Source organism: Paracrocinitomix mangrovi, assembly GCF_019740355.2.
GTDB lineage: Bacteria > Bacteroidota > Bacteroidia > Flavobacteriales_D > Crocinitomicaceae > Paracrocinitomix > Paracrocinitomix mangrovi.
In genome coordinates this window covers 2,057,715-2,079,015 of record NZ_CP091819.1, presented here as the reverse complement: position 1 = coordinate 2,079,015, position 21,301 = coordinate 2,057,715, and the positions used below count along the sequence as shown (strand labels likewise).

The following is a 21,301-nucleotide window of genomic DNA, read 5'->3' as shown; positions in this document are numbered from 1 at the left end:
CTAAAGTTAATGTTTTACGAAACATCTTCTACCCCTCAAAAATATTTGAATTGATTGGGGATTAATTCGATTGATTTGTTGTGAAAACAGATTTTTTGATTTGATCTTAGGTGTTGGATATCAACCAAATGTGTAATATTTTCGTAATAGTTAAAAAGAACACATTATGCCCAAAACTATTTTCTTGTGTGCCCTGATTTCATGCAGTTTGATTTCAAGGGCGCAACATTCCGTGACAGCCGGAATCACAATGTTTCCTTATTACAATTCACTAGGAAAATTTATGAATGATGACCACCTGATTATTGAGGAGAATACCTTTCAACCCTTGCATGATTCACGAACTTATTATAATTATGGACTGAACTTGTCTTATCAATTTGACAAGGAGGATTATTTTCATCAAGTACAATTCATTGGAGGACATAGATACATTCAAGAGTATTATGGCGATTTAGTAATTGATGACGGTTATGGAGGCGGTTATAATGATACATCTTGGACTAGGTACAATCAATTTAACTATGGTTTAAATTACATGATTGGCAGCAATTATCAATTAGGTAATTTGTCGCTTGGTGGTGGCGTTGGTATGTCAGTTCAAAGAATCGGGAAGGGTTATCAAGATTGGTACATACATTTTGAGTATTTGTATGACGGACAGCTGCAATATGAACGTACAATTACTGAAAGAGTGACATCTGCAGGTGGGTTTGGATATGGACTTGTTGCAGAGTTAAATTTAGAGTACCAATTAGGCGATAATTTCAGTTTGGGATTTTCACTGCAGAATTATTTGATGCATTTTATTTTCATAGAAAAAGATCACAGAGTTGGCAAAGAAGATTGGACAGATGGATGGATGTTCCCGGATAGCGAATGGGATTTTAAGGTTAACAACAAAGATCAAAAAATTGGTTTTTCAAGAATAACACCTGTGTTTTATTGCAGATTTGCTTTGTGATTGGGGATTAATTCGTTTGGGGGATAAGGACGAAGTCTATTTCTTAAGGTTAAAATTATCTACCATAATTCTCGAAATTATAATTCATGAGTTCTGGACTTTTTGGGACGAGTAGTATATTGTATTGATAAATTGCCATAGCTTTAAAATATCCAATTAATCACTCTTTCAATTCCTATTACGAAAATGCCTATAACTATTAAAAGCATAATGATACAGCCTAATTGATGAATTTTATTCCAAAAGGAGTCTTTAGGTTTTTCTACTTTAATTTTTTCACGGATTTCTTTAAGGAGTTCAACATGTTGAATCATGATTTCTCCATCAATCCATTCTGCATTATGTGCTATTGGAACTATATTTTTTTCATTGTTTTCATGAGCATCATCAGACTGTAATGAAGCCTTAAGTAATTCAGCTGCATAAAGTTCTAATCCTTGCTTGTTTGCGTATATATAACACTCTTCTGTTCCACCAAAATCATATATGGCAAAATACGCTTCACTTTTTAAGTTATTAGATTCAATTTTGGCGACAATAGATTGTAGTTCTTCTTTTTCGACAGCCATTGTTTTTGGGTTAGTGTTTGGGTAAAGTTAATGTTTGAATGGGAACCGTCCAAGTAATTATCTGATCTACGGGTTATCGGCTAAAAGTCTATTCTTTTTTGAGTTTTATAACTAAATATTCACGCAATGTCCAGGTCATTTCTGAGTTTGAAATTATCTCAATTGATGCATTCATTTTTGTTGGATCAACTGTCATTGGATGAGTAACAAAAAAGTGCAGATTCTTGTATTTTGGATCATATTCATATTTAAAATTCCGGTTTTGTAGAACTGAATCAGGTAGCATATTTGTATGAACCTCTCCATTGTTAGTAAATTCAAACTTTTTGCCGTTACAATTTGACCAAATTGGAGGTTTAATAAAATCCATCAAATCAAATTCATGGTCGGAAGGCATTAATGGTGGCTCATCTATTTTTTCTTGAGATGTAATCATCCAACTTCCTTTAATATCAAACTCTTGAGAACATGAGATAAGTAGAAAGGTTAATGATAAGATGGAGATTAACTTGTTCAAGGTTTTAGTTATTTTTTTTTATCATATGTTCTACATATTCAGGCATTAAACTATATGATGGGCGAAGTTCAGTGGACAACCAAATATCGTAATGTTTTGTGGAGGTAATTAATCTCAAATGTGTCTTTCTTTTTGGATCTTGTTTTGGAATAATTTCTTGTGCTTCTTTTATTTCAGACCATGGGATTAATTCACCATTGACATTAAAACCATTTTGATCTAGTATATAATTATGGTTCTTTAGTTTGTCTCTTGCAGCTAAAAGAATTATTAAACCGAAAAGAGACATTATCAAACATCCAATTACGGTACCCCATACAGGAAATTTGAACATTAACAACCAAGGCAACAGCATAATAGCAATGGCCATTACTAGCTCGGCATTATATAAACTTTTAGAATGCTTAAATATGAGCATTGGAGGAAAATCTTTTTTGCTAGAATAGGAGTTTGACTTCTGATAAACTTTCAGAATTTCATCTTCTTTTTTCCACCAATTAAGTTGAGACATACTTGTTTTCTAAAGATAATGTTTGAGTGGGAGTTGTGCAAGTGCCAAGACCCAGTCTTTATGTTAGCTATCATTTTAGTTGGGTTTGATAGTGTGATAATTTTAGGTTTCGGGCTTTTAAACGCTATACAATTTATTTCAATTTTTCCGTTTATTTCAAATATATAAGACATCAACTTTGAATAAATATCTTCTTATAACTATCAATGTTTTTTTATTTAATTGCGGATTTGCACAAATTGGAAAATACGAATGGACAAATATACCTAAGGAACACCTCTATGTAATGAAAGATTCTGCGGGAAATAATCTGATTCCCTCGTTGCGTATTGGAACAATAACTATTAAAATTAAACCCTTTAAAAAAGCGATTGTAGAGTACAATAAGGAAAGAAGGGATGAGCAGATTTTTAAAGGTAAATGGATAATTGAAAATGGTCTTCTTCTAATAAAAGCAAAAAATAGCGCTGAGACTAAAGAGTATAAATTTGAAATAGTTCAATTGAAAAGTGGAGTATATCTTAAATCGTCAAATGGATATAACTACTTCAAGAAAGAATGAGATAATATTTATTTACTTTTTCTATTCGCCTTTATCGAATATCAACCAGAAATGATCTTTATCTTGAATTTTAATTTCTCCATAAATAGCGGAAAATCCTCTTATATTTCCTACGTTAAATCCATAATTATCATATGTCCACCATGTACAAGGTTCAAAATATGGAATTCCTACTTTTCGAGTTTTCCCTATTAAATTGCTAGAATATTTTAAAGAGTCATTGTCAAAGAATGATAGATGATGCGAATTTGAAAACTTCCCTTTACGAACTTTACAAGAACAACCTCCCCTGGTAAATTGCAGAGAATCAATTTTCGGGTTATATGACACGAAATTCTTAGAAAAAGAGTAGCAAACAGTCCATTCCCCTAAAAGGTAATTGTACTTTTTTCTTATTGGTTCTAGTTCAAACTCATAACAGATTTTTGCTGTATAAGAAAATTGATTGTCGTAATAAAAGTCAATCGAGTCTATAAGTTGAATAGTTTTATTTTCAACCACTGTATCAGAATAATAAAAGTTATTCGTTACAGTCTGTCCGGATGATATTGTGTTTATAGTTTGGATTTTTCCGAATTCATTATAGGTTGTATCTGCTTCACCGGAGTATGAATATGGAAGTCCAAAAATTATAACTGGGCGACTAACAAATCCAGCTCCATTGAAATTAAACTGCACGTTCAACCTTCCAAAACTATTAGAAGTTGAATATATTTTTGAAATATTCAATAATTTGATTTCTTCTTTGGAATGTTGATGAAGTAATTGTCCAAAAGAACAATTTGCAAAAAGAATTACTATTAATCCGATTATTTTCATAATTCAGAAATCCAACAGCTGATATAAAGTAACATCCATCACTTTTTTGGTGATAATGAATGTTTGGGAAAAGTTGGCAACAAAGGGAAGGACATGCACTTTACCTATTGTGATAGGTGGCGTTTTCTACACCTTCAGTATCTATTCGCAATTAAAATACTTAGACCAATTTTTTATATCTGCATGGAATATTGAGTCTGTTTTGTAAGTGTGTCCAAAAAAGCCCTTTTCACAAGAGGCTTCTATTCCAGACTCATTTTCTAATTGTGGTATTATTCTGTTAAGCCAGAAATTAGAGCGCTTTTCTTCCCATTTTGTTTGAATAAGTATGATACTATCACAATAGTTTGTTGTAATGGTAAAATTTTCATTTTCAAATTTGTCATTCTGTGAATTCTGACAAGTCATGAAAAATGCAGTTAAAAAGAGCAATATAGCGATTGATTTAGTTTTCACTAATGACACCTAACGTTTGGGTAAAGTTAGTGCTTGAGCACGAACCGCACAAGCGGTAAACTTTACTTATTTTGTTGTGCTGCGTTTTCTATATTCCTGAAAAAATGTCAATTAAATCTTGTACAGCTTCCGGTTTTTCCTTTAATGCTATATCAATATAGGCATGTTTGATTCGTAGAGGATCACCTTTCAGAACTTCACTGCACATTCTTGAGAATATAATTTTTCCTTGATAATTGTCCTTCCATTCCTCTGACTCGATCATTGATGTCAATTTGGTTTCTTCTTGATTCAACCATTCGGTCATATTCTCTAAGCTCAGATCATTGGACAATGTGGAAATATTGTTTTGTATTCCATCCTTTAGTTCTTGCTTAATTTCTTCCATGGATTTGTTATCAATATTTCTTACAGTTGGAATTGTGAAATGATAGTTCTGACCTAAGTGTTCTTTAGAGTTTTTCAGTAAGTTGAATTTTACGGATTCTTCTGCAATTCTTTTGATTTCATTTTCAATGTGTTCAGCAGATAGGTTTGGAGTATTTCTCGTTAAATAAAGTTGTTCAGCAACTTTGTATAGAACCTCAGAATCAAGAAAGTAGTTTTCAATGTGACGCCTTGAAAGACATTTGACTTTACCATTTTCTTCTATTCTCGCAATTTGATCTGGAGTTAACCCATCTCGATCACGAATCATGAAGATATTGATTCCAAAGATTGAATTTCGAATTTGTTCTTCTATGTTTTTCAGAGTCATTATGTTGATGACAGAGCCAATAGGAACAATTTTTATTTCAGGATCAACTGATTGTGCGATAAGATGATACGCTAATCTGTCAATGCTGGAACCTTCTCCCTCAACGAAAACAAGTTTTTTACCTACAGCAAAAAGCCCCAAATTCTGTCCAATCAAATTGACAATTTGATTATGACTATGATTTAAGTCGCTTAGGCGGTGAGCCTGATTTGCGCCAGTTTGTTCAGAGTCAATGAAGTATACATTTCCAGTAGAGAAATATGTACTTATTAGGTCAGCTGAGTGTGTGAGAAATATAAATTGATTGGTATGTTCACCAATTGCTTTTAATGATTCAATTAGCTTAAAAGTCAAAGTAGGGTGTAAATGCAATTCTGGTTCATCAACGATTATGATAGAATGTCTTATTTCTTTTCTAGCGACATCAAACAATACTTTAATTACTTCCTGCTCACCAGAACTTAAGGAGTTAAATGGTAAAGTTTGATTATCTACATCTGTGTATTGGAATTCTTTGGGTTGTGCTGGGTCGATATCCAATAAGGTCTTGCCCGGTAACAATTCAGCAAATATTTGCTGATACTTTAAAAAGGGATCTGGATTTTTTTGAATTATTTCTTCACCTTTGGAAGGTTCTTTTTTTAGTTCATCAGCCAATTTCTTGTCCCGAGCTGCAGCTTTCTGATGAATATAATTGACAAAATCTTGCCAGCGATTTGAGAATGGATTAAAATAAAAGTTAATTGGAGATACAGTGTCATCTGGATCGCCACCTAGCCAATTTACCGCGTTGTATTTTAGAGTTTGAATACTTCTGTTTGAATCAATTTGAACTAGTGAGCCAACATAGCGACCTGCACCATATCTTCTACTCTGGACATAATTTGCTAAAACTGGATTCTGTTCACCTTGTTTCACTTCAATATTAGCGGCATTAAAATACTTTTCTTCTTCCTCCTCAGGTCTAGTTGCCTCTATTAACATATCCATTTGTGGATTTCCCTGCAGTGTAGATACAATAGCCTGTTTTAGTCTTGTTTTTCCAGATCCATTTGCACCTGCAATGATCACAATGTCTCCAAGGTCTGAAATTTCAATATTCTTAATTGGTTTAAACTCTGTTATTTTGAATGACTTAATTCTCATTTGGTAATTTCCATTTAATGAAGCACAACATCCGTATAAAATAAAGTACACTCAATTCTATAAGTCCTTCAAATTCTATTAAAGGCCATTTCAAATACGGTTGTAGCCGGATGTATTCTTTTTAATAAATAATAAAGGAGGTTCAAATGGGTATTGGCAAGATACCAATAAATCTGCTATGAATTATTGCGGGAAATACGCAATCTTGGAGCAAAGAGATTAAAGAATCAAGAGTCTAGAATCAAGAAACAAGACTTACTTGGAGGAAGGAGCAAAGAGCAAGAAGCATGGAGGAGAAATCTGATTGATGGTATAGCTTTGGGGGAGGTGTCTCCACTTTGGTCGACACGACTAATGGAGTAAGGAACAAGGAACATAGAGCAAGGAGGCTTAGAGTAAGGAACAAAGAACAAAGAGTAAGGACACTTGCGGGTTAAAGTCAAAAATCTAACATCAATAGTCTAAAGTATAATGTCTACCATCTAACTACTCAATTAAAACAAAAGCGGCCCAGTAATATGGATCATATTGCTTGCGCATTTCAGATTGTGCGGCATTAAAGGCTTTGCGGATGTCTTTTAGGGCAAATAAATTGTCGTAAAACAGGGTCATGAACTTGGCTGTTTCAGCATCAGGTACTTGCCATAAACTCATAATTAGATAATGTACGCCGGCCATTTTAAAGGCACGTTGTAATCCATAAACCCCTTCGCTTCCTCTGATATCTCCTAAACCGGTTTCGCAGGCGGATAGCACCACCAACTCGGTATTAGTTAAATTCAAATTAGATACTTCTTGCGCAGAGAGTACGCCGTCTTCTCCCTCAGCAAAAACATCTCTTTGCCAGGCATCATTAGCGCCGGCCATGGCTAAACCTGATCGCATTAAAGGGTTTTCATTGCTCACAAAATTCCAGATGCCGTAATTGGAGGCGTTTCCTCTAAAGGCCAAATCATCATTGTCCAACACTTCTTTTGTGGCTTGCCTTACCACCGCCGGATCAGGATAGAAAAAACCGTGTGTGGCTATGTGTAAAATGTTACTTTCACCGGCTATTTGCTTAAACTGTGCCTCTGATGCTTCGTACCCCTTGTAATAGTTTAACTGTGATTTGGCATTGATGATTTTTTGAATAGAATCTGTCTCCTCTAACGATCCGGGTAAGTAGTTCCAAATAACATGTTCTGAACTATCTGTACTGTACTTTACGCCTCCAAAAAGAGTGGCTACATTTTCTTTTGAAAAGTCCATGCCTTGCTTAGACAACATTTCAGCCGTACTGCCCATTTGAAACAGTTCAAACTTATCTGACAAGTAATGTTCATCATCCACCCTAATGGCAGAAAAGGCTACTTTGTGCAACAAGCCGTCGGGCGCAAAATAGATTTGATCTACCCCTTTTAAACTGCTTTTAAGTGGTTCCCAAATTAATTGAGACAAGGCCTGATTACTGCTGTCCGCGGTTCCGTAAACATCATTCACAAATGAGATGTTGTTGGCCCTTGCCAATCCTAAAATTTCTTGCAAATCTGTTTCGTAACACAAATCCACCAATTCTGGCTGTTTGGAGTTAGGTTTTACAATTAAAGCAGAATAAATAATCGGTGAATTTTCATCTCCAATATTTTGCGGAAACCTGATAAACTCAATGGCAGCTGCTGCAGGAGTTAAGTTGGATTTAATGTCTTTCCAGCTCACGCTTTTACCGTTTTGAAACTTGTCAAACGAAGCGGATTTTTTAACCAGTTCCTGCTCTAAAGTATTGGCGCTTTTCTCTAATTTTTCAGTTTCTAATCCTTTGGCGTAAGCATCTGCAATTTGGGTTTTAAGTAAAATCCATTGATCGTATTGCTCAATTAATCCCTGATCATTACTGCCCAAAATAGCTTCACGCATGGCTGTGGTAGATTGCAATAACAACCCCTTTAACAGCAAAGTGTTATCATACAATGTAATGGTGATGTCAGGGTTTTGGTCCTTTATAAAATGACCGTAAGCGTAGAGATTTTCATACTCTTCTGCCATGGTGTTGAAGTACATTTCTTTTTGCTGCTCGGGTAAAATGGCAAAGTTGATTTTGATGTCGTTTTTGCGCATTTCTACCAATTTGTTGAGGTAAATCTCAGCTTCGTCATATTTTTCCCACCACAAATAACCCATGAACAGATGCTTCCATGAAGCCACCATTTCAATTTGAGATCCAACTTCAGTGGCAATTTTAAGGGCTTCTTTTACGTGCTTTTCTCCTTCTTCATATTCGCCTTTTAAAAAGTGAATGAATCCCAGATAACTCTTGGCGCCTGCAATTCCTCTTTGGTCGCCCAATTCTTGCGACAACTGTAAACCGTAATTGGTGTATTGAATAGCGGTAGCAGTATCTCCGGCCAGAACACAAATGCGCGCCACATTGGCTAATGAAATGGCCATTCCCTGTTTATCCTGTAATAGTTCTTTGATGCGGTAACTCTCTACATGAAATTCAAGAGATTGCTCATAATCTTCCAGCATGGACAAAATATGACCAATATTGCTGTACTCACTGGCCACACCAGCCCAAAATCCAACTTGAGAATGAAATTCAACAGCCTTTTCTAACTCATCAATGGCCGTAAAATAATCACCATGACTCATGTGGATGATGCCCATTGCGTTGTATGAAGCTCCGAGCCCCATAGTGTCCTGAATACTTTCTCTGATTTCTAATCCTTGTACGTGAAATTCCAATGCTTTGGCAATTTCTCCTTTGGTGCTGTAAACAGATCCGATATTGTCAATGGCATTGGCTGCTCCTTGCTGATCTCCAATTTCAGAGTAGCGTTGATAACACAGCTGAAAATTATCTATTGCTCCCTGGTAGTTGGTTTTGTAAAAGTGTCCCCAACCGCGGTAATAAATGGTTCCGATATTGAGTTGGTTGTAGATGTAGTTGAGAGAATCTGAAAGATCTTCTTGCAGTTTTTGATTGGTAAAATCGTGGACCCATTCATTGTAAAGCGGCCACACTTTTTCGTCCCAACAGTTTCTTACAATCTCGTAAATGGCGCTCACTCGGGTTAAATCGTCATTGGCTTCGTGGTAGAATTTAAGGTAATGATCTACCATGATTTGGTAGTCAGAGTAGAGGTCGTCATAAGGTAGAGAGTCTACTAGATAATACTCTTTATCGGCGTATTTTTGGCTATATCCGGCAGAGCCGATTAATAGCAAGAGGGCAAAAAGGAAGCGGTTCATAATCTAATGTAGTGAAATATAGATAAAAGACGTTAGATTTTTGATGTTAGACTTTTTGATGGAGTCAAGAGATAAGAGTCTAGATTCAAGAGTCAAGATTCAAGACTTTTATTGAAAGCGCAGAAGATGACCAATACGAGACATTCTGAGATCGGCATCTGCTAATCCTACGAAATAAATTAGCCCGCAAAAATCGTATTGAGGCGACCCGTTGAGGCGCAGCCGAAACAATTGAGCCGAAAAGATTTAGAGGAGGATAATTTAGAGTAGGTTAGGAGCAGCCGTTCCAAAAGATTTTTTTGTCACTTTTTTCATCAAATGGAAAAAAGTGAAAGAGCTTAAAAGGATAATACTTTTTTAAAAAGACTGTTTTATTCTTTTTTCCCATTGCGCAAAAAAGAATCAAAAAAGGCTAGCATCCCGCTTCACACATTCTAATTTGAACTCCTCAAAAGCTAAAGCCTAAATATTTTCTGACGTGCGCCCATATCCTGGGGTCAGAAAATCGGATCGGCTTTTGACGCTTTCTACGTCGTCAAATTCACGAATGATTAGAAGATGGATGCGATTTTGAATTTTTCTACATAAATGAATTCAGTTTTAGCGCAGAAGATGACCAATTTTCTATATGTTGAAATTTAAATCATACGAAGTATGTGACCAGTAAGATAGATTCCAAGATCGGCATCTGCTAAGATTGCGTCATTTTGCAACCGGAGAATGCGTAAAGAAGCCGATCCGGATACCGCTGCAAGCGGGATCATTTAGGCTTTAGCATTCGAGGATTTGGAAAATAGCAAATTAGCAGCCGCCGCCACAAGAGATTTTTCCGCGAGCGCATGAAGCTACTCTGCGGAGGCGCTTTGTCACTTTTTTCATCAAATGGAAAAAAGTGAAAGGTTTAATCTACATTAATCCGACAAAAAAGACCCATACGCCAAATGAGTAAGCAAAAACCTTTTATCATTCATCCAGGTAGGTAAATACCTTGGCATTTCTACTAATCCTAAGGAATGAAAATGTTTGAGTATTGGAATATCTGAGATGTCTAACTTACCACAGAATAAAAGATTCAAATCATCAATATTTCCATTTAACATACACTCTTTAAGGTATTGATGAACACGGATAAATCCATCTAAATAGACAATGTCTTTAGTAAAGGGAGCACCTCCGGTAATTACACCACCTCTGAAAACTCTACGGGCATTATCATAAGCTGCGTCATCACTTGCAGATCTACCTTGGTAGAAACGATAAACTTCAATAAAATCTGCACCTTCTACAGCCATTTGATTGGCTAAAACTCTATCGGTTAAGCGCATTACTCTATCCAAATCTATATAACCTGTGATATACTCGGCAAACACGGCAATTCCTTCTTGCGTTTTGGTAGTTCCGGCATGGCTTTCACTTAGAATTTTGAGGTGAGGTTGTAAATATCCATTTATTGAGGTTCCAACGTGAATTGCTGCTTCATGTTCAATCAATTGATTGATGTCTTTTTCAGTAAAAGTAGCAGATGGCCTTACTTTAATTCTTCTTCTACCTGCAATTGCTTTAGAGGCCATTTTGTTGTCCAGTACTACTTCCGGGGCATGCTCACCAAACATTTTGTTTACTGCTTTCTCCATTTCCGCAGCCAAATGTTCGGCATTTACATCATTCAAAGGAGCACCCAAATGCATTTCTGTGATATGGTCAAAAATATGGTCGAAATGTTTGGCTAATGAAAGGGCACTTTTTTCTTCTCCGGGTAGAGGAGCGGTAGGTTCGCCATACAATTCTTTAGAGTATTTAAAGAAATCATGTGTTCCTCTGGAGGCCAACATCATTGATGAGCTTTCTATTTTATCAGCAATCTTGTTGACCCATTGATGCACTTCATCAGATTCATCATTGGCTAGCTTTCTGATTTGTCTAATTTGATGCAACACATCTTTTGGATCGTAAGCTTCGTATTCAACAACCGGCAATTTTTCGGCATTATTTCTGAAAAACTCTGTTTTCACTTCTTTTGGCCAATCTATGTTTCTTAAGATTCTAACACTGGATGCTGCTTTTTCAAGCATATCGCTGAGTTGAATAATGTGAGATTTGTCGGTATTCATACAATCATTTGCTTATTTCTAAAGATAAGAATGAAATGAATATGAGGGGATTAAAAATTTATGCAATTGAAAAATAGAATTATAGGCATATATGATTGATTGTTCTTTTTTCCCATTGCGCAAAATGGGCAAGCAGCACTGCTGCGGCGTAAAAAAGGCTAGCATCACGCTTCACACATTCTAATTTGAACTCCTCAAAAGCTAAAGCCTAAATATTTTCTGACGTGCGCCCATATCCTGGGGTCAGAAAATCGGATCGGCTTTTTACGCTTTCTGCGTCGCCAAATTCACGAATGATTAGAAGATGGATGCGATTAAAAATATTCTATTTAACTGATTTGAGTTGTAGCGCAGAAGATGACCAATACGAGATATTCTGAGATCGGCATCTGCTAATCCTACGAAATAAATTAGCCCGCAAAAATCGTATTGAGGCGACCCGTTGAGGCGCAGCCGAGACAATTGAGCCGAAAAGATTTTGAGGAGGATAATTTAGAGTAGGTTAGGAGCAGCCGTTCCAAAAGATTTTTTTGTCACTTTTTTCATCAAATGGAAAAAAGTGAAAGAGCTTAAAAGGATAATACTTCTTTAAAAAGACTGTTTTATTCAAAATCCTCATCTTCCTCCGGTTCTGAAGGCTGAAATTTTGGCAATGCTACGCCAATTCGTTGGAGATTTTCAATGGCTTTAGTGATGGATTTTACATTGCTGTAAATAAGACGCAATTTTTCGTTGCGTTCGTTCATTTTTACATCAGCCGGATTGGTTTGGATAAAGCTCAACACTTGCGTAAAAATGCTGCTTTGGTAATATGGTGAAGTTTGTTTGGCTACGAAATATCCCAGCATTTTTCCTCCTTTAATCACGAGTTTTTCAAATCCAATAGCTTTGGCCATCCATCTTAAATGAATACTTAGAATTAACTCTTCCACCACTTCAGGAATCTCACCAAAACGATCTCTTAATCCTTCACGGTAATTGTCTAACTCTTCTTGATTTTTGACATTGTCCAACTCTTGATACAACAATAACCTTTCTGCTACCTGATTAACGTATGTATCCGGAATCAACAATTCTAAATCAGTTTCTAGTATACAGTCTTCAACAAACTCTTGTCCGTCAACTGATTTGTCCTCAACAAACAAATGCTTGAATTCTTCTTCTTTGAGTTCTTTGATGGCTTCATTCAGGATTTTTTGATACATCTCAAAACCAATTTCTGAGATAAATCCTGATTGTTCTCCGCCCAATAAGTTTCCTGCACCACGAATGTCTAAATCGCGCATGGCAATGTTAAAGCCAGATCCCAAATCAGAGAACTGAGCCACCGCCTCCAATCTTTTTCTCGAATCTGAAGGCAACAAGTGCATAGGAGGGGAGATTAAATAACAAAATGCCTTTTTATTTGAACGCCCCACACGACCTCTCATTTGGTGCAAATCACTTAATCCAAAGTTTTGCGCCTGGTTAATGATGATGGTGTTGGCATTTGAAACATCAATTCCTGATTCAATGATGGTAGTGGCAACCAAAACGTCATATTCTCCATCCATGAAACCAACCATTATTTGCTCCAGTTTTTTACCGTCCATTTGACCATGACCAATTCCTATCCTCACTCCGGGACATAACCTTTGAATCATTCCGGCTACTTCATGAATGTTTTGTACGCGATTGTGCACAAAGTAAACTTGTCCTCCTCTTTGCACTTCGTACGAAACTGCATCACGGATAATTTCTTCATTTAAACCAATGATTTCTGTGTCTACCGGTTGACGATTCGGAGGTGGAGTATTGATGGTTGAAAGATCTCTAGCTCCCATCAAAGAAAATTGCAAAGTTCTTGGAATTGGAGTGGCAGTTAATGTCAATGTATCAACAGATGCTTTGAACAATTTTAATTTGTCTTTTGTGCCTACTCCAAATTTTTGTTCTTCATCAATAATGATCAATCCCAAATCTTTGAATTCGGTTTTTTTGCCCACCAATTTATGCGTCCCAATAATGATATCTGTAACACCATCTTTGAGATCTTTTAATGACTGCGTAATTTGCTTTTGCGAACGGAAGCGATTTACGTAATCTACCTTGCAAGGAAAGCCTTCTAAACGTTTCTTAAATGTTTTATAATGCTGTAATGAAAGAATTGTAGTTGGTACCAAAACCGCTACCTGCTTGGAATCGCACACCGCTTTGAAGGCTGCGCGTATCGCAATCTCCGTTTTTCCAAAACCAACGTCTCCACACACCAATCTGTCCATTGGAGATTCAGATTCCATGTCTTCTTTTACGGCAACAGTTGCCTTTAATTGGTCGGGAGTATCTTCATAAATAAATGAAGCTTCTAATTCATTTTGTAGATAATTATCCGGTGAAAATGCGAAGCCTTTTTCGGCTTTTCTTTGGGCGTATAATTTGATTAAATCGTAGGCAATTTCTTTAACTTTTGCCTTGGTTTTATTTTTAGCATTGTTCCAAACCGGCGATCCAATTTTATTCAACTTGGGTTGCGTTCCATCTTTACCTGTGAATTTTGAAATTCGGTGCAATGAATGGATAGAAACGTATAAAACATCATTGTCTTTATACACCAATCGGATAGCTTCCTGAGGTTTGCCATTTACATCTATCAATTCCAAGCCTGAAAACTGTCCCACACCATGATCAACATGTGTGACAAAGTCTCCTTTTTGAAGATTGTAAATTTCCTTTAAGGTTAAAGCTTGTTGATTTTTACGGTAACCTTCTTTCAGTCTAAATCTGTGGTAACGCTCAAAAATTTGGTGATCTGTATAACAGGTATAATTGAGATCGTTGTCAATAAATCCTTCGCTTAAGGCAATGTTGATGGTGATAAAAGAAACAGACGATTCCAAATCCTCAAAAATGGAATAGATACGTTCAATTTGTTTGTTTTGCGAAGAGATGATAAAGTTCTCGTATCTGGCCTGCTTTTTTTCTGTCAGATCTTTTATCAATAATTCAAAGTTCTTGTTGAAAGCAGGTTGTACTTTTTGATTGAATGTAACTTTCAGGTTAGTTTCGCTTGTCTTCTCGACTACACTCGAAGTGCCCGCGAAATAATCATTGGTCCCAAACTCAATAACTCTGTAATCTTTGATTTGCTCTTCAAACAAATTCTTTTCAAAGTACAAGTCAATCGGCGGGCTGTAAGTCACTGCAGATTCAGGCAGATTATCGTATATCTCTTTTGCTTTTTTATACTCTTCGTCAAGGGTTCCTTTGATAGATTTGTAGTCTTTGATCCAAACCACAGTTTTACCTGGAACAAACTCCAAAAAAGTTTCTCTTTTTTCTTCGCTTTTGTGTTTTTGAATATTCGGAACAACAGAAAATCTTGTTAAAGATTTAATGGACAATTGATTCACCGGATTAAAAGTTCGAATAGACTCAACTTCATCTCCAAAAAACTCTACACGATATGGCTCGTCATTAGAGAAAGAGAAGATGTCGACTATTCCTCCTCGCACGGCAAATTGTCCCGGTTCATAAACAAAGTCAACTTTTTCAAAGCCGTGTTCAATCAATAGTTCATTGATAAAATCAATTGAATATTCAACCCCGCGTTTAATCTCCATGATGTTTTGCGCAAACTGTTTTTTGGTGATCACTTTTTCAAAAAGTGCTTGCGGGTAAGTGACAATTACAGAATTATTTCCTCTGTTCACTCTATCCATTACTTCAGCTCGGGACACCACATTGGCATTATCAATCTCTTCAAATTGATAAGGAGCTTTGTAAGAGTGAGGGTAAAAGAAGATGTTTTGGGCGTTTTTGTTGAGGTTTTGCAAATCACTAAAAAAGAAAGCAGCTTCTTCTTTGTCAGACAAGATAAAAAGATGGAATCCTTTGTGATTTTGAATTACGCTATCTGCAACAATTGCGCGTCCTGAACCTTCTAGACCTTTGAGTGAAATTTTGGTTTCATCATAAACCAATTGGGCAGAGATATCCCTGACTTTTTCAGTCTGTTGAAATGATTCTCTGAACTCCTGCAACGTCATTTGGCTGCAAAATTACCGAATATATTTTTTCAAACCATCAAATAATTATTAATTCGATTCAGCATTAGATAAATTGATCTTTAAACTGTTTTACATATATTTACTTAATATGATAAAACCATTGATATTTAGTTTGTTATTGTGTTTTTCGACTTTGTTCCGGTCTTCATTTGGGCAAGGCTGTAATCCAGATTCTTTGCAGATTGAACAAGTAAGAGCGAGTGATACTGATTCAAATATCTCGTGGGAGCTTTTCAAGCATTATACATTTTATAATCCTCAATGCATTCCTCAAAATAAGCTTTTAGTTCATATGGTTGGTACCTATGACAATCCCGGAAGCACTTTGTTATATCCTAGTTTGGCTGCAAATAATGGGATACATGTTGTTAGTTTAAAATATCCAAATGATCAGGCTGCTCAACAAGTATGTGGCGGTAGTACCGATATTGATTGTCATTTCAAATTCAGAAAAGAAATAATTGAAGGGATAGATTACAGTACTGAAATTAGTGTTGATAGTGTTAATTCAATTTATAATCGATTGATTAGATTACTTCAGTATATGGGTACTAATTATCCTACTCAAGGATGGGATATGTTTTATACCGGAGATTCAATTCATTGGAACATGTTAATGCTGTCGGGACACTCGCAGGGTGGAGGGCATGCGCCAATAATAGCAATAGACAAACCTGTTAATAGAGTTCTAATGTTTGCAGCTCCTAATGATTATAGCGTCAATTTTGGACAAGTTGCTACTTGGACCAGTATGTCTCATGCAGCTGCAGATTCAGTTTACTTTAGTTTTAATAATATCAATGATCAGGTTGCTGAATACAATTGGCAATATTCGGGAGCATTAAATCTGGGGGAAGGAGCTTATGGAGATACAGTAAATATTGACTACAATGAATGCCCGTATTCGTATACCCATAACTTGTACACAACAATAGATTCTGTTACTTATAATTCAAATCACAGCATGGTGATAATAGATAATTTTACACCTATTAGCGGAACAGGAAGTCCATTATTTGAAGAGGTTTGGGCGTATATGCTAGGGCTAAATTGTGAAATTCTAGATGTAGAAACTAATAAAATTTTAAATCAAACTTTGATTTATCCAAATCCTAGTAATGGAAAATTTACTGTAGCAACAAATATGAAAAATGCCGGTTTTGAATTTTATGATTTGCAGGGTAATAAAGTTTCAGTTAAGGTAATTAAAACCGGAAATACGGAATTTGATTTAAGTGAATTATCAAATGGAACTTATATTCTTGTTGTTTCAAATAAAGATCAATTGAAGACTTATAAGCTGGTAGTGGAATAGTATTACATTTCTTACTCCAATTTCTTTTTCATTGCTTTAAGCGTATCAAAAGGAGCGTCTACCACAAATAAATTCGCAATCCATGCCGGAATACTTCCTCCAGGATCAGTTAAACATTGATAAATAACTTTTGTTCGAGATCCTTCTTGAATAAACTTCCAGTAACCGCTTGTGTTTTTAACTCTCACAACTCCATTAACCTCTGATTTGTAATTAATCGCATCTTTAAAATTGATGGTTGTTGTATTATTAGCATCATCCCTTTCAAGATTCAATTTAATACAGGCATCTCTATTGCTAGATGGCCAGGGCGTGTCAATTTTATAATATACAATGTACTCACCTGCACCTTCCTTTTTTATAAGCTTAGATTCTAAACAATCAGGAAACCAATTGACGTATTCTTCAATTTCCAAAACCATTAAAACTACATTTCGTCTGTCAGTTTTAATGTATGTTACTCCTTTGTATTCTTTGAAGCTGGATAAGGATGTTTTACGGGTATAAACTTTGATTCCTTCCTTGTCTTTTTTCAGTTCCCATGGTTCGGAAAAAGAGAAAATAGAGATCAATAATAAAAATATAGTTAGCGATATTTTCATTTAATGCACATGTATCAAACAAATATAAATTTAAGGAATTGTAATCACATTACTTGTTTTCAAATACTTAAATAATGGTTGGATTTTGATTGTAAACAAATTGTGAAAATTGGGTCTGCTTTTACTAATGATTATATGATGAATCCTTAATGATTCGTAAATCAAATGAGCCGTGTAGTTGAGCGAATTTTGCAGCAAAAAACAAATGGAAATTTACTTACTTAGTTTCGCCGCATTGTTTTCGGTGATTAATCCACTTGGAACTGTCCCAATTTTTGTTGGATTAACTGGTCAAAACTCTAAAAGAGAAAAAGCTCAGATTTCATTTTTCACGGCATTATATGTGTTTGTCATTTTAGGGGTGTCATTTTATTTAGGGAAATACATTTTAATATTTTTTGGCATTACACTTGAGGCATTAAAGATAGCTGGTGGGATGATTATTGTGAGCTCAGGTTTTGCATTGCTTTCTGGCAATTTTACGCAACACAAGGGGATGAAAAAAAGAGAAAAAGATGACGCCTTTAACAGGTCAGAGATTTCGTTAACTCCCCTAGCTATTCCAATGTTGGCAGGTCCCGGAACAATTAGTTTATTGATTACCTATCAAAAAGAGTATCAAAATTTTAATGATCAAATTTGGATAGTTGCTGCCATTGTGAGTGTAAGTGCATCTATTTATTTGATTTTGAAAAGTGGTAATTATATAGTTAAAGCGCTAGGAGCATCAGGTCTTAATGCATTGTCCAGAATTATTGGATTTATTGTAATTGCTATTGGAGTTCAGTATGTGATAGGGGCAGTTAGTGATTTGATTTTTGAGAAATAGAGAAATCAACAAAGAGCACAAATGGTGCTCTTTGTATTATCCTTTTAAAACTGCTAGCGGTTGAAGTTCAACCACAATTTCTGCTAAATCTTTTTGATTATTCATTACAATATTGATGTCTTTGTAAGCAGACGAAGCTTCGTCCAGATCTTTGACATTTCTTATTGCATGAACAATATCCTGATCATCTAGCAATTTCTTTTCAAATGTTAGATCAAGTTCACGCTGTGCTTGTTTACGTCCCATTTTTCTTCCTGCGCCATGTGAGCACGACATAAAGCTTTCAGGGTTTCCCAATCCACGAACAATGTAGGATTTAGTTCCCTGAGATCCTGGAATCATACCTAATTCACCTTCAAAGGCACGAGTTGCTCCTTTACGGTGAACAAGTACATTTTCATTGTAATGGTTTTCCCAAGCTGCAAAATTGTGTGATTCATTAATGATTTCATCTTTTTCAAAGTCTCCTTTAATTTCAGTTAATGATTCCATCATTCTTTGCATCATTAATTTACGATTTGCCAAGGCGAAATCAACACAATAATTCATCTCAGATATGTAAGCTTTTGCTACATCTAGTTCCATTGGTAAAAATGCTAGTTCCATATCAGGTGTCACTTTTGAATGCCATTTTGCATTCAAGTCTTTTGCGATATTGTTATAGTGTTTTGCTACACTATACCCAAGATTACGACTTCCTGAATGAATCATTACCCAAATAAAACCATCAGATCCTTTTTGAATTTCAATAAAGTGATTTCCACCCCCAAGAGATCCAATTTGTTTACGGGCCTTTTGGTAACCATTTGAAACAATTTCAAGGTCATCATGTCCTAATGGCATTAATGTTTTGTCTTGATCTGTTTCATGCCAATTAAATCCCAATGGAATTAAATTTCTAGCGGTACCTAAAACTTTTTTAAGTTCATCTTTTGAGATGGACGTTAAAGACGTTTTTTGGGCGCACATTCCACAGCCTATGTCAACACCAACAGCATTTGGAACCACTACTCCTTTAGTTGCTAGAATAGAACCAATTGGCATTCCGTATCCAGTATGACTATCGGGCATTAATGGGATGTGTTTAAATGCAAATGGAAGATTAGCTAAGTTTTTAGCTTGATTTAATGCTTCTTCTTCCAGGTCAGATAACCACATTTTAATTGGTAGACGTTCAGTAGAAACTACATTTTTCATATTTATAAATTTAGGTTTTTAATCTTTTTAAACTGCTTCAATTAATGTTTGTTTAATTGGATGGTACAAAGAAAACATCTATGTGCGCAATCATGTTGCGTAATACAATTTGATAGTAAAAAAGATTTTTTTCGGTCATTTTGACAGTAGATAATTTAATGGAATGATTTGTGATTTAAGACTTGCAAAAAAGATTATGATTCTATTAGTTATTTTATCTATAGCATTGACATTTTTAGTTTTGATTCAAAATCCAAAAGGTAAAGCCGTTATGGTGACACAGACTGTAGGTGCCAGTAAAAGTGAATCGATTGTTCAAAAGACCACATGGTTTTTAGGTGTAAGTGTATTCGTTGTTAGTTTATTGATGTTTTAAATAAGATAACTGGTGCCAAATTATTTAGGAACCAGTACCTTATTTAATTTGTTGTATGTCGGGAAGGGATCGAACCTTCAGTCGCCTGCGTATAAGACAGGTGCTTTTACCTTTTAAGCTACCGACATGTTTGACTTCACGGTCAGATTTGAACTGACATAAGACTGTTTTGCAGACAGTTGCCTAACCATTCGGCCACATGTAGTTGTTGTGTGCTGAGAAGGGATCGAACCTCCGGTCTTCTGCGTATCAGACAGATGCTTTACCGCTAAGCTATCAGCACGTTTTCACAATGAGAAAGAATGCAGATTATGGAGCTCTAAACACATTATTCTCATTCATCATTCACTCTTTGATCATAGTTGCCCGGGCTGGGATCGAACCAGCGTCTCTTCAGTCAAAGTGAAGTGTCCTGCCGCTAGACGACCAGGCAATTATAAAAGAGAGGTAGAACTTTATCATCACACACCTCTCTTTTCTCCTTTCTGAGCCATGTTTTAATTGCATTTTTCATTTTACTCTTTAATCTGAATTCTCATTTTGTAAATGCTTGGGTGTTTTCGGGGCTCGAACCCTGTTCTCCTCATTCACAGTGAGGTATTTTACCGCATAAACTAAAAACACCATTAGTAGGCCTGGTGAGATTCGAACTCACACTTTACGGTTTCTAAGACCGCCGCCTCTGCCGATTGGGCTACAGGCCTATTTTGTAGAAATGGAAGGATTCGAACCCTCATCTTTTGGTTCGTAGCCAAACGTTCTGTCCGTTGAACTACATTTCTATTTGTGCACCTAGCTGGATTCGAACCAGCACTGAACAGGGTTTAAGCCTGATGCCTCTGCCGATTGGGCTATAGGCGCAAATTTGGATCTCACTCATTTTCAACCGAGCTTGAATTTCGTTCGATCATTTGTCACCCGGACGGGATTTGAACCCGCGATTTCCTCCTTGAAAGGGAGGCGTCCTAGACCGCTAGACCACCGGGCAAATTGGCCGAAAAGTAGGATTCGAACCTACGACCTTCCCCCACGACGGGGATGAACAACCACCGTTCTCTCTTCGGCTTGCGGAAACAGCTGGATTCGAACCAACAACCTTCTCCTTAACAGGGAGTAGCTCTACCATTGAGCTATGCTTCCGTTTGCACTCTTTTTATAAAAAAAAATGGCGGTCCCGGAGGGAATCGAACCCTCATCTTCCGATAGACAATCGGATATTCTCGCCGTTGAACCACGAGACCGTTTTTAACCTTGAAGTAGGATTGTTTTATGATCCCTTCCTTCCCAAGGTCA

16 protein-coding genes and 11 tRNA genes are annotated in these 21,301 nt (G+C 36.1%); 5 read left to right on the top strand and 22 right to left on the bottom strand.

The features are described from left to right. Window positions 1-166: 166 nt before the first annotated feature. On the top strand, window positions 167-964 hold the full coding sequence (locus K6119_RS09435) for a hypothetical protein (RefSeq protein ID WP_221838554.1): 798 nt from the start codon (window positions 167-169) through the stop codon (window positions 962-964). A 143-nt stretch (window positions 965-1,107) separates the two neighbouring features. Here the strand turns inward: K6119_RS09435 and K6119_RS09430 are convergent, their stop codons facing one another. The 3 genes from K6119_RS09430 to K6119_RS09420 all read right to left on the bottom strand — a co-directional run bounded on the left by K6119_RS09430 (window position 1,108) and on the right by K6119_RS09420 (window position 2,561). Further along, on the bottom strand, window positions 1,108-1,533 hold the full coding sequence (locus K6119_RS09430) for a hypothetical protein (RefSeq protein WP_221838552.1): 426 nt from the start codon (window positions 1,531-1,533) through the stop codon (window positions 1,108-1,110). A gap of 88 nt (window positions 1,534-1,621) precedes the next feature. Continuing rightward, window positions 1,622-2,050 carry a hypothetical protein gene (locus K6119_RS09425; RefSeq protein ID WP_221838549.1) on the bottom strand — a complete coding sequence of 143 codons (429 nt, stop codon included), beginning with the start codon at window positions 2,048-2,050 and terminating at the stop codon, window positions 1,622-1,624. Between the two features lie 4 nt (window positions 2,051-2,054). Further along, window positions 2,055-2,561, bottom strand: a complete 507-nt coding sequence (locus K6119_RS09420) for a hypothetical protein (RefSeq protein WP_221838547.1) — start codon at window positions 2,559-2,561, stop codon at window positions 2,055-2,057. Window positions 2,562-2,739: 178 nt separating this feature from the next. On the opposite strand from K6119_RS09420, the gene K6119_RS09415 reads away from it, so the two are divergent. Continuing rightward, window positions 2,740-3,123: a hypothetical protein gene (locus K6119_RS09415; protein WP_221838545.1), complete on the top strand. Its 384-nt coding sequence runs from the start codon at window positions 2,740-2,742 to the stop codon at window positions 3,121-3,123. Window positions 3,124-3,144: 21 nt separating this feature from the next. Here K6119_RS09415 and K6119_RS09410 read toward each other — a convergent pair whose 3' ends face one another. The 6 genes from K6119_RS09410 to mfd all read right to left on the bottom strand — a co-directional run bounded on the left by K6119_RS09410 (window position 3,145) and on the right by mfd (window position 15,668). After that, the gene (locus K6119_RS09410; protein ID WP_221838543.1) at window positions 3,145-3,942 is read right to left on the bottom strand and encodes a hypothetical protein; all 798 of its coding nucleotides are present in this window, start codon (window positions 3,940-3,942) and stop codon (window positions 3,145-3,147) included. 141 nt (window positions 3,943-4,083) lie between these two features. After that, window positions 4,084-4,398, bottom strand: a complete 315-nt coding sequence (locus K6119_RS09405) for a hypothetical protein (protein ID WP_221838541.1) — start codon at window positions 4,396-4,398, stop codon at window positions 4,084-4,086. An 88-nt stretch (window positions 4,399-4,486) separates the two neighbouring features. Then, the gene (locus tag K6119_RS09400) at window positions 4,487-6,352 is read right to left on the bottom strand and encodes an AAA family ATPase (RefSeq protein WP_221838539.1); all 1,866 of its coding nucleotides are present in this window, start codon (window positions 6,350-6,352) and stop codon (window positions 4,487-4,489) included. 435 nt (window positions 6,353-6,787) lie between these two features. Then, the gene (locus tag K6119_RS09395; RefSeq protein WP_221838536.1) at window positions 6,788-9,532 is read right to left on the bottom strand and encodes a CHAT domain-containing protein; all 2,745 of its coding nucleotides are present in this window, start codon (window positions 9,530-9,532) and stop codon (window positions 6,788-6,790) included. 911 nt (window positions 9,533-10,443) lie between these two features. Next, entirely contained in the window at window positions 10,444-11,643 is a 1,200-nt protein-coding gene (locus K6119_RS09390) for a flavohemoglobin expression-modulating QEGLA motif protein (RefSeq protein WP_237828147.1), read from the bottom strand. Between the two features lie 602 nt (window positions 11,644-12,245). Further along, on the bottom strand, window positions 12,246-15,668 hold the full coding sequence (gene mfd, locus K6119_RS09385; protein WP_221838532.1) for a transcription-repair coupling factor: 3,423 nt from the start codon (window positions 15,666-15,668) through the stop codon (window positions 12,246-12,248). Between the two features lie 196 nt (window positions 15,669-15,864). On the opposite strand from mfd, the gene K6119_RS09380 reads away from it, so the two are divergent. Beyond that, window positions 15,865-17,004 (top strand): T9SS type A sorting domain-containing protein, encoded by a 1,140-nt coding sequence (locus K6119_RS09380; protein WP_221838530.1) that lies wholly within the window; start codon window positions 15,865-15,867, stop codon window positions 17,002-17,004. An 11-nt stretch (window positions 17,005-17,015) separates the two neighbouring features. Here K6119_RS09380 and K6119_RS09375 read toward each other — a convergent pair whose 3' ends face one another. Next, complete coding sequence (locus K6119_RS09375; RefSeq protein ID WP_221838528.1) at window positions 17,016-17,606, bottom strand: START domain-containing protein; 591 nt, start codon at window positions 17,604-17,606, stop codon at window positions 17,016-17,018. Window positions 17,607-17,811: 205 nt separating this feature from the next. Here K6119_RS09375 and K6119_RS09370 point away from each other — a divergent pair, with 205 nt between their 5' ends. Further along, window positions 17,812-18,435 (top strand): MarC family NAAT transporter, encoded by a 624-nt coding sequence (locus K6119_RS09370; RefSeq protein ID WP_221838526.1) that lies wholly within the window; start codon window positions 17,812-17,814, stop codon window positions 18,433-18,435. A gap of 36 nt (window positions 18,436-18,471) precedes the next feature. Here K6119_RS09370 and K6119_RS09365 read toward each other — a convergent pair whose 3' ends face one another. Further along, window positions 18,472-19,632 (bottom strand): RtcB family protein, encoded by a 1,161-nt coding sequence (locus K6119_RS09365; protein WP_221838524.1) that lies wholly within the window; start codon window positions 19,630-19,632, stop codon window positions 18,472-18,474. Between the two features lie 196 nt (window positions 19,633-19,828). Between K6119_RS09365 and secG the strand changes: the two genes are divergently transcribed. Beyond that, a complete protein-coding gene (secG, locus tag K6119_RS09360) occupies window positions 19,829-20,008 on the top strand; it encodes a preprotein translocase subunit SecG (protein ID WP_221838522.1) in 180 nt (59 codons plus the stop codon). A gap of 54 nt (window positions 20,009-20,062) precedes the next feature. On the opposite strand, the gene K6119_RS09355 is transcribed toward secG, so the two are convergent. The 11 genes from K6119_RS09355 to K6119_RS09305 form a co-directional block, all read right to left on the bottom strand. Then, window positions 20,063-20,136 (bottom strand) — tRNA-Ile (locus tag K6119_RS09355). 4 nt (window positions 20,137-20,140) lie between these two features. Further along, a tRNA-Cys gene (locus K6119_RS09350) sits at window positions 20,141-20,214 on the bottom strand. 5 nt (window positions 20,215-20,219) lie between these two features. Continuing rightward, window positions 20,220-20,291, bottom strand: a tRNA-Ile gene (locus K6119_RS09345). Between the two features lie 79 nt (window positions 20,292-20,370). After that, window positions 20,371-20,441, bottom strand: a tRNA-Gln gene (locus K6119_RS09340). Between the two features lie 120 nt (window positions 20,442-20,561). Beyond that, window positions 20,562-20,632: transfer RNA gene (locus tag K6119_RS09335), tRNA-His, on the bottom strand. 6 nt (window positions 20,633-20,638) lie between these two features. Then, window positions 20,639-20,712, bottom strand: a tRNA-Leu gene (locus tag K6119_RS09330). A gap of 6 nt (window positions 20,713-20,718) precedes the next feature. Next, window positions 20,719-20,790, bottom strand: a tRNA-Arg gene (locus K6119_RS09325). Window positions 20,791-20,795: 5 nt separating this feature from the next. Continuing rightward, window positions 20,796-20,869: transfer RNA gene (locus tag K6119_RS09320), tRNA-Leu, on the bottom strand. A 53-nt stretch (window positions 20,870-20,922) separates the two neighbouring features. Continuing rightward, window positions 20,923-20,996 (bottom strand) — tRNA-Glu (locus tag K6119_RS09315). Between the two features lie 80 nt (window positions 20,997-21,076). Further along, a tRNA-Asn gene (locus K6119_RS09310) sits at window positions 21,077-21,148 on the bottom strand. A 26-nt stretch (window positions 21,149-21,174) separates the two neighbouring features. Then, window positions 21,175-21,249, bottom strand: a tRNA-Asp gene (locus K6119_RS09305). Between the last annotated feature and the right edge of the window lie 52 nt (window positions 21,250-21,301).

Bases quoted from the DNA above. Each gene is read 5' to 3' on its own strand.
- K6119_RS09435 (WP_221838554.1), top strand. From the start codon at position 167: ATGCCCAAAACTATTTTCTTGTGTGCCCTGATTTCATGCAGTTTGATT.
- K6119_RS09430 (WP_221838552.1), bottom strand. From the start codon at position 1,533: ATGGCTGTCGAAAAAGAAGAACTACAATCTATTGTCGCCAAAATTGAA.
- K6119_RS09420 (WP_221838547.1), bottom strand. From the start codon at position 2,561: ATGTCTCAACTTAATTGGTGGAAAAAAGAAGATGAAATTCTGAAAGTT.
- K6119_RS09410 (WP_221838543.1), bottom strand. From the start codon at position 3,942: ATGAAAATAATCGGATTAATAGTAATTCTTTTTGCAAATTGTTCTTTT.
- K6119_RS09395 (WP_221838536.1), bottom strand. From the start codon at position 9,532: ATGAACCGCTTCCTTTTTGCCCTCTTGCTATTAATCGGCTCTGCCGGA.
- K6119_RS09390 (WP_237828147.1), bottom strand. From the start codon at position 11,643: ATGAATACCGACAAATCTCACATTATTCAACTCAGCGATATGCTTGAA.
- mfd (WP_221838532.1), bottom strand. From the start codon at position 15,668: ATGACGTTGCAGGAGTTCAGAGAATCATTTCAACAGACTGAAAAAGTC.
- K6119_RS09375 (WP_221838528.1), bottom strand. From the start codon at position 17,606: ATGAAAATATCGCTAACTATATTTTTATTATTGATCTCTATTTTCTCT.
- K6119_RS09370 (WP_221838526.1), top strand. From the start codon at position 17,812: ATGGAAATTTACTTACTTAGTTTCGCCGCATTGTTTTCGGTGATTAAT.
- K6119_RS09365 (WP_221838524.1), bottom strand. From the start codon at position 19,632: ATGAAAAATGTAGTTTCTACTGAACGTCTACCAATTAAAATGTGGTTA.
- secG (WP_221838522.1), top strand. From the start codon at position 19,829: ATGATTCTATTAGTTATTTTATCTATAGCATTGACATTTTTAGTTTTG.